Annotated in this window: 5 protein-coding genes; 3 read left to right on the top strand and 2 right to left on the bottom strand. The window is 54.9% G+C overall.

The window, feature by feature from the left end; all coding sequences use genetic code 11:
* Positions 1 to 739: 739 nt before the first annotated feature.
* Complete coding sequence (locus AWB66_RS31700) at positions 740 to 1,429, top strand: LuxR C-terminal-related transcriptional regulator (protein ID WP_087633947.1); 690 nt, start codon at positions 740 to 742, stop codon at positions 1,427 to 1,429.
* A 43-nt stretch (positions 1,430 to 1,472) separates the two neighbouring features.
* On the opposite strand, the gene AWB66_RS31695 is transcribed toward AWB66_RS31700, so the two are convergent.
* Together AWB66_RS31695 and AWB66_RS31690 are read right to left on the bottom strand one after the other, a co-directional pair.
* Positions 1,473 to 3,338: an ATP-binding response regulator gene (locus AWB66_RS31695; protein WP_087633946.1), complete on the bottom strand. Its 1,866-nt coding sequence runs from the start codon at positions 3,336 to 3,338 to the stop codon at positions 1,473 to 1,475.
* A 2-nt stretch (positions 3,339 to 3,340) separates the two neighbouring features.
* Complete coding sequence (locus AWB66_RS31690; protein ID WP_159462989.1) at positions 3,341 to 5,158, bottom strand: ATP-binding response regulator; 1,818 nt, start codon at positions 5,156 to 5,158, stop codon at positions 3,341 to 3,343.
* A gap of 738 nt (positions 5,159 to 5,896) precedes the next feature.
* Here AWB66_RS31690 and AWB66_RS31685 point away from each other — a divergent pair.
* Both AWB66_RS31685 and AWB66_RS31680 read left to right on the top strand, forming a co-directional pair.
* A complete protein-coding gene (locus AWB66_RS31685) occupies positions 5,897 to 6,385 on the top strand; it encodes a hypothetical protein (protein ID WP_235021344.1) in 489 nt (162 codons plus the stop codon).
* Between the two features lie 401 nt (positions 6,386 to 6,786).
* Positions 6,787 to 7,374, top strand: coding sequence for a hypothetical protein (locus AWB66_RS31680; RefSeq protein ID WP_087633943.1), 588 nt, complete (start codon positions 6,787 to 6,789; stop codon positions 7,372 to 7,374).
* Positions 7,375 to 7,977 lie beyond the last annotated feature (603 nt).

The following is a 7,977-nucleotide window of genomic DNA, read 5'->3' as shown; positions in this document are numbered from 1 at the left end:
AAGCGACGAGAGAACGCGAGGTCGTCGGCACGGCCGTGTGTTGAGGAGTGTGGCGTGGGCCGGAGTAATGAATGACGATGCCCTTCACCGAGCAGCCATCTTTCGCTCGGTGCCGGCGGATACGTGCAGAAGAGGGTTGCACGAACGTCCGGGCGGTTTTGCCTTCCTGAGTCAGCGACGCTCTAAAGTCGCATAGCAAAAATACTGTAGTCCACGACGTTCGCGGCTACCAGAAATTTCGGACAAAAGGCAGCCGTATCCCAGAATCGCACAGCGCGAATAATGCGCTCTCGCTGTATAGCGAATGCCCGCGCAGACCACAGAGGTCGATCAGCATTCAGGCGCCGATGGCCATTGCACCAGGAAGCTGCCGTTGACGTGCCCCCCCATCGTCGTTCGAACGGGGCTGGTTCGGACAGTCGCGACAGACAGCAAGCGGCCATGATGCCCGCACATTGACGGAGATGGCACTTGTGGGTCGTCAAGCGAAGCTTGCCAGTCGACGCGATAAGCTGTCGGCGCGCCAGACACTACCCGGATCGCTTTGACGAATAAATACCTCCGCTAGGCATTAGTTAATGCGGCGAGGCAGTTCAGCACCTCGCAAAAGGTAGGCTCGCTATCCGTCTTTCAAGGGGCTGTGGCTTCGCCCGACATGCTAAGCTGTTAAGGAGCGCTGCGCGCAAATGTAGCGTGCGATCGATTGCCTTTCTCGGATGTATGAAGAGGAGAAGCGACCATGAAAATCCTGTGGGTCGATGACCACGAAATTCTTTGCGTTGCTCTTTGCGAATATGTTCAAACACACGCGTCCGAGCTGAGCGCAACCGCAATCGACATTACGCCCGTCTTTACGCTTGCCAGCGCGTTTGAAGAAGTCGACAAGACGCCGCCGCCAGACCTGGTATTCCTGGATCTTAATCTGGATGGTGAGAACCGCGGCGCCGCGACACTTGAGCATTTCCAGGCCGGAAATCTAGCCAATGTTCCCGTGGTCATCTGCACTGGACTTGCTCCTAGAAACGATGATGAAGTTGAAATTTTGCGAATTTGCATGCGTGACTACGCCGCTCGAGGAATCCTGTTGAAAGGAGGCTCGCACAAAAAAATGTTCATTGGACTGAGCAGGATCTTGGGAGGTGAACTCTGGATCCCGGAAGAAGTCTTGCTCCGCTTTGCCTGCTCGACTCAAGCGCCCTTAGCTAGCCAAAGTCAACGTCATCTTGGGCTTTCTCCGCGAGAGTGGGACGTGGCGCGTTGCATTGCACGTGGTCTCTCAGGGAAACAGGTCGCGAGAGAGCTTGGCGTCTCCGAAGGACACGTCAGACAGGTTTCCTGTGTTATTTACGACAAACTTCAAGTCAGAAACCGCGTAGAAGCTGCACTTCGAGTCAATGCCGAGCTGACCCATGGAAGGGGGGCGACGTGACGATCTCTGATGGACCGCTCCTCATGTTGCGCTGCCATCACTTTTAAGCGCCTTCGGTCAACGTTTTTGGCTTATATTTTGCGAGTGCGGTTAATAAGGTTCGCTCAGAAACCGGTTTTGACAAGAGCGTCATGCCACTGACGGCTACTTTTCTGAGCACCGCTGACGAGGTGTCCCCCGACCACAGAAGTGCAGGGATCGAAACGTTGGTAGCAGCGCGGACCGCCGTAATCGCAGCAATGCCGTCCTCGTGTTCCAGCCGATAGTCGGAGAGAATGAGGTGTGGACCGCTTGCCAAAGCCTCACTACGCAATTGCTCGATGACGTCGGATGATGATTCCCCGGCTACGACGTAGCAGCCATGCTCGATCAGGCGCATCGATATTTCGACTCTTAGGTCGCTGTTGTCCTCGATGATCACCACGACCATATTGGTCAGGTCCGGGTCGCAGTCTTCGGCCGTTTGAACCTCCCGCAACTCCGGCGGTATAAGTCCCATGAACGGGACCGCAATTGAAAAACGCGAGCCCCGCCCTGGTGTCGAGTCGATGTCCAGCTTGTGACCGAGAAGGTTCGCGAGTCCCTGAACAATGGACAGACCTAGGCCGAACCCTTTTTCCCGATTCCTCTCGGGATTATCGACCTGTACATAGCTCTTGAAGATATCCGCCTGTCTACCTTCTGGGATACCGATCCCGTTGTCCCAGACGCTTATCTTTATGTGGCTGCCTCTCCTTTGGCAACTCACCAGAACATGCCCTTTCTTTCCTCCCTGTTCGGAAGGCGTGTAACGGATCGCATTGGTCACCATATTCCGAACGATCCTGTCCAACGCAGGTCGATCCGTACGGACCAGATAGGGGCCGCAATGGAGTCTCATTTTCAGCCCCTTCGCCTCAGCCAGCGGCTGCATATTTACGAATATGCCGCGTAAAAGCGAAGGCAGCGCCACCTCTTGAACGTCTACGTTCCATGTGCCGGACTCAAGGCGGCAGATATCCAGTGCACCGTTAATCATCCCTTCCATCGCATCCACTTGCCTTTGCGCATTCGAGACGTCCGCAACCAGCTCGGTCGATTTAATGCTCCGCTCAATATAATTTAACTTCAGACCGAGCGTTGTAAGCGGTTGACGCAAGTCATGGCTTATTGCAGCGATAAGCAGGTTTTTCTCCGCCTTTGCCGCTTCCGCCCGCTTTCGCGCCTCATCGAGAATGATCTCTTTAACATATGAGCGTTTCTGACTGTAAAAGAAAAACCACGCCAGGAAACAATAGCCAATTAGCTGGGTAGAATAGAACCCCAGCATTGCTGGCCGGTGAATATATAGAGCTGATCCCAGGCTAAATCCGAACGGTACAGCGCCAAGCACAAACGAACCTAAATTCGCACGAAGACTGGGTGCGAGCAGTAGCAGGGTAAATGTATGGCTGATCAGCGTGTACTCAAGGAAGCCGGAACTTGCCAATTTGAGGTAGGGAGGGCGGGGCGAGAAATCGGGTGGGGTTAGCCCAAGGCTACCCGCCGCCCACCAGAACGATGTCAGTGTGACGCTTGCAGCCCATGCCCAGTGCATCTGCTCGATCGCGTTGGCGCTGGCGTGCTTCGGGAGCGCCTTGGTCTTTTTCAGTAAGTATGCTGCCATGGGAGTGGCCATGCCCCAAAATCCCAGGACCCAGACGACACGGAACCAACGAAAGCTATCCGACGTTTTGATCCACGATCCGTATACGCACAGCAGCGAGGCGCCGACCGCCACTAATACGGTCCAACACACCGCGCGACGGGACAGCGATTGCAATAACTCGCGTTTGACGAAGAGCTTCTGCTCGGTACTGAGTGCTGCAGTTGTGCCCAGAAAAGAATTCACAAATCCAGCGAATCTGCGGAGCTTGATTGTGTGAGCCATTTTCACTCGCCTTCCGACAATATTTTCGGCTTATATTTTGCGAGTGCGGTTAATAAGGTTCGCTCAGAAACCGGTTCGGACAAGAGCTTCATGCCACTGACGGCTACTTTTTTGAGCACCGCTGACGAGGCGTCCCCCGACCACAGAAGTGCAGGGATCGAAACGTTGGTAGCAGCGCGGACCGCCGTAATCGCAGCAATGCCGTCCTCGTGTTCCAGCCGATAGTCGGAGAGAATGAGGTGTGGACCGCTTGCCAAAGCCTCACTACGCAATTGCTCGATGACGTCGGATGATGATTCCCCGGCTACGACGTAGCAGCCATGCTCGATCAGGCGCATCGATATTTCGACTCTTAGGTCGCTGTTGTCCTCGATGATCACCACGACCATATTGGTCAGGTCCGGGTCGCAGTCTTCGGCCGTTTGAACCTCCCGCAACTCCGGCGGTATAAGTCCCATGAACGGGACCGCAATTGAAAAACGCGAGCCCCGCCCTGGTGTCGAGTCGATGTCCAGCTTGTGACCGAGAAGGTTCGCGAGTCCCTGAACAATGGACAGACCTAGGCCGAACCCTTTTTCCCGATTCCTCTCGGGATTATCGACCTGTACATAGCTCTTGAAGATATCCGCCTGTCTACCTTCTGGGATACCGATCCCGTTGTCCCAGACGCTTATCTTTATGTGGCTGCCTCTCCTTTGGCAACTCACCAGAACATGCCCTTTCTTTCCTCCCTGTTCGGAAGGCGTGTAACGGATCGCATTGGTCACCATATTCCGAACGATCCTGTCCAACGCAGGTCGATCCGTACGGACCAGATAGGGGCCGCAATGGAGTCTCATTTTCAGCCCCTTCGCCTCAGCCAGCGGCTGCATATTTACGAATATGCCGCGTAAAAGCGAAGGCAGCGCCACCTCTTGAACGTCTACGTTCCATGTGCCGGACTCAAGGCGGCAGATATCCAGTGCACCGTTAATCATCCCTTCCATCGCATCCACTTGCCTTTGCGCATTCGAGACGTCCGCAACCAGCTCGGTCGATTTAATGCTCCGCTCAATATAATTTAACTTCAGACCGAGCGTTGTAAGCGGTTGACGCAAGTCATGGCTTATTGCAGCGATAAATTGGTTCTTCTCCGCCGTTGCCGCTTCAGCCTGCGATACCGCCTCCTCGAGCACAACCTCTTTTATACATGTGCGTTGCTGATCGTTGCAAATGAACCATGCGACGACACAATAGCCTATTACTTGGGCCGTATACCAATCAAACATTCCAGGCCGTGCAACAAAAAAATATGGTGCTATGTTGCATCCAAATGGAATAATGCCGATCAAGAGTGAACCGAAAACCGCACGAAAACTGGGTGCAAGCAGCAGCAAAGCAAATGCTTGCCCGATCATCGTCAGCTCTAGGAAGCCATACCTCGCGAATCTGAAGTAATGGCCATGAGAGAACACGGAGTTGGGTGGGATTAGTCCAAAGCTGGCTGCCGCCCACCAGAACGATGTCAGCATGGCCAATGCAGCCCACGCCCAGTGCATCTGCTCGACCGCCGTGACGCTGGCGTCCTTCGGAAGCGCCGCGGTCTTTTTCAGTAGGTATGCCGCCAGGGGAGCGACTATACCCCACAGTCCCAGGATCCAGACGACACGGAACAACAGGTAATTATCCGACGTTTTAATCCACGATCCAAATACAAACCAGAACGGGCTTCCGACTACCAGTAGCGCAATCCAATATACCGACCGGCGGGAAAGCAACTGCAGTAATTCGCGCTCTACGCTAAGTTTCTGCTCGGTATTGAGTGCTGCGACCGGTCCCACAAAGCGATTGGTAAGTTCGGAAAATCTACGGTGTTCGACTATGTAAGCCGTTTCATCTGCGTACAGTGATGGTCCGGGCCCGGGCCTTTCGCCCGCGCCAGAATCATGTGGTGTTCGGGGACAGGACGCCATAACAGGCCTCCGGGGATCAGGTGCAACTACACGCCATTGTGCTAGCGGCCCGCCAGCAAGTCGATGACAAGTGTTCTTTTTTCTACCGAACAAAAGTTCGGAAATCACGCAGGTGTCCCCACCCGAGGATGGTGCCCACTGTGCCAAGCGTTGGGTGCGAGACCGTCGAACCTCCGATCGAGCGTAAGTATGAGGCTGTGCACGCGCGCTCGCAGTGCCACTAACTCATATCCTATTACCGCACGAGTTGAAATTGCGATACAGGGTGCTCATTCCGTGCGCCGGGCGAAGTTCCATGCGTAAGCAGGGGCACCGTACGCTCAAGAAGCCATTCCAACGAATGCCGTGAAGCGCCACCGAACATTCATTCACCCGCGAAGGAACATTTAATGCCGAACATCAGATTATCGATGTAGCAACAAATGACACGTTTACACGGCGTAATAATGCAACATAATTCAACACAAGGAGTGCGTCGATCACCGGGCAATGGCTCGCGTTCTTCTCTTGTCGAATGCCTGTTATGAGTACGGCTCTACAACCGGCGATGCGGAAAACGGAGTGCGTACATGCCCGACGTTTGCACATCACTTGCAGCGAGATTGAATGATCGACAATACGCCCCCCGAACAGAGCCAGCTGATTCGCGAACGACTGCACACCCATATCAACCTTGGCCTGCGGAACCGGTTTTGGCGTCTTATTCGTCATCCTGAACAACAAGTTAGCTATAAATCAAGGAGGTCCACTATGAAAACCCTTGCATGCCTTGTCCTCGCCAGCTGTGCGCTCGCAGGCCCGGGCGTCAGCTTCGCTCAGAGCAACGCGCCCGTGTTCCGTGCTGCAGAACCGATCCGTCTCGAGCAGGGCGGGTACCGCGTGGGCGACGTCAGCCATGAGAACTATCCCGAACAAATTCATGCTGCTGAAGCGACGATCGCCGCACAAGACAGCCAGCAGGCGGGCAACAGTGACTTTGGCGCCGGGGCGAGCAACGGCACGTCAGCTTATGGCAGCGTTCAGCCTGTGTCGGATCCATCGCCATCGTCGTGCGTGGGGCCCGCAAGCTATTGCAACATTTTCTTCGGTAATTGACCGCCAATGGCTCGCCCACACCGCCCCGACGATCCAGGCAACGGCCTTGATCGTCCGGAACGCCTCAACGGAGGCGTCCGGATCTTCGGACCCTCCGAAACGACCAGCCGGCGACATGATGGACCCGAGGCCGATATGCATTGTCTGCCACATGGCGTTGCCCTCGTTGAAACCTTACGTCGCCGACGTATTTCCTAAACTCAAATGACCGCGGCACGCCGATTATCAACGATGTTTAGGTCCACCGTATAGAGGATAACCTTATCATGTGGTGAAGTAATGGACCGGTAATACCCATAGGCGGTGCTCGGTCTGCGCGATGACTAACGGACGAACGGCATGCGTCTGCGACGGTCCGTTCGATCGTTTTTGCAGTTGGCGTCACTAGCAAGGAGACGAAAATGACCTGCAAACGGCTGAAAGTAATGTCAACAATTGCATTCTTTCTGTTAGCGGCAGCTGGAACCTCGAGCGCGGACGAACAGTGTTCTAACGCAACGCTCAAGGGGCTCTACGGATTCTCGCTTAGAGGCCAACTAATCGGCATATTCGACGATGCGGGTAACACCCATCGATTTGCGAACGAACCAGTTTTGATAGACGCGGTCTCGATTCAGGACTTTGACGGGCATGGCGGCTTCACTCGAGCGGACTTCGTCCAGAGTGGAGGCGAGAAACGCCCTGGGTCAACGGATCCAACGACCGGTTTCGACACTAACGAAAGCGGAATGTATACAGTTTATTCGGACTGCACAGGCATCATGCACATTAACAAGTTTCCCGCGCCGATTTCATCTACGACAATTGACATTCGCTTCGTGTTAACGGATGGCGGTCGGCGTATGTTTGGCGTCGTCAGCAGGCAGGTCATCGGCGGTCAGTTTAGAGCGACCGACGGAACCACCTGTGGACCGGCGCAGCCTTGTAAAATGGAAGCGCAGGAAAGCTTAGTCGGGGAGAAGTTTCGAACGGAAGGGCGTGACAGGTAGCCGGGGGCACGACGCGGCGCCTTGGCCTGAGTGGAAGGCGTGTTGCTTCGCGCAACGCACTCTTTCGCCGTCAGCGCAGCCGTCGTAAAGCAAAGAGCGGCTTGCATGCGACGGGCGAACGGCGACTAGCTCCTACCGTTTTTCTTCAGTCCATGCCCAGGACCCGTATCATAGAACGGAATTGAAGCGTGACGGATTCGACGGGGGCACCTGGCATGGAAGTGATCCGTTCGATTGTCGAAGTCATGCCGGGAGAGGAAGTCATAAGCGCACGTGCATCAAGCGCTTCACTGTGCACATCGTCGACAAGGGCAACCCCGTAGATGACTACGTCAAGTAAGGCGGATTGACTCAGAGACCAATGAGCAACTTGACCGTCCGATGCTCGGTGGGCCGGCGCCACTTGATCAAGTGCAATTTTCTGTCGCTCGTGGTCCTTGGCGCATGTCATTGACGTTATTTATGGCTTCCCATAAGCCCGAGGACTGGTCGGCCGAGACTGCTGATCGAATGACCGTTGCACTCAGTTGGACGAAACCGCTCGCGCGGTATTGGGGCTCCGGCGGGCGTTAGCGGTATGCAGGAAACCCGCGCGGTTCCCAT

This window comes from Caballeronia telluris, from assembly GCF_001544495.1.
GTDB lineage: Bacteria > Pseudomonadota > Gammaproteobacteria > Burkholderiales > Burkholderiaceae > Caballeronia > Caballeronia telluris.
Note: the sequence above shows the minus strand (reverse complement) of the source record. Positions and strands in the feature narration are given on the sequence as shown.

What these genes read in the sequence shown, in the direction of transcription:
- AWB66_RS31700 (WP_087633947.1), top strand. Translation starts at nt 740, where the DNA reads ATGAAAATCCTGTGGGTCGATGACCACGAAATTCTTTGCGTTGCTCTT.
- AWB66_RS31695 (WP_087633946.1), bottom strand. Translation starts at nt 3,338, where the DNA reads ATGGCTCACACAATCAAGCTCCGCAGATTCGCTGGATTTGTGAATTCT.
- AWB66_RS31685 (WP_235021344.1), top strand. Translation starts at nt 5,897, where the DNA reads ATGATCGACAATACGCCCCCCGAACAGAGCCAGCTGATTCGCGAACGA.
- AWB66_RS31680 (WP_087633943.1), top strand. Translation starts at nt 6,787, where the DNA reads ATGACCTGCAAACGGCTGAAAGTAATGTCAACAATTGCATTCTTTCTG.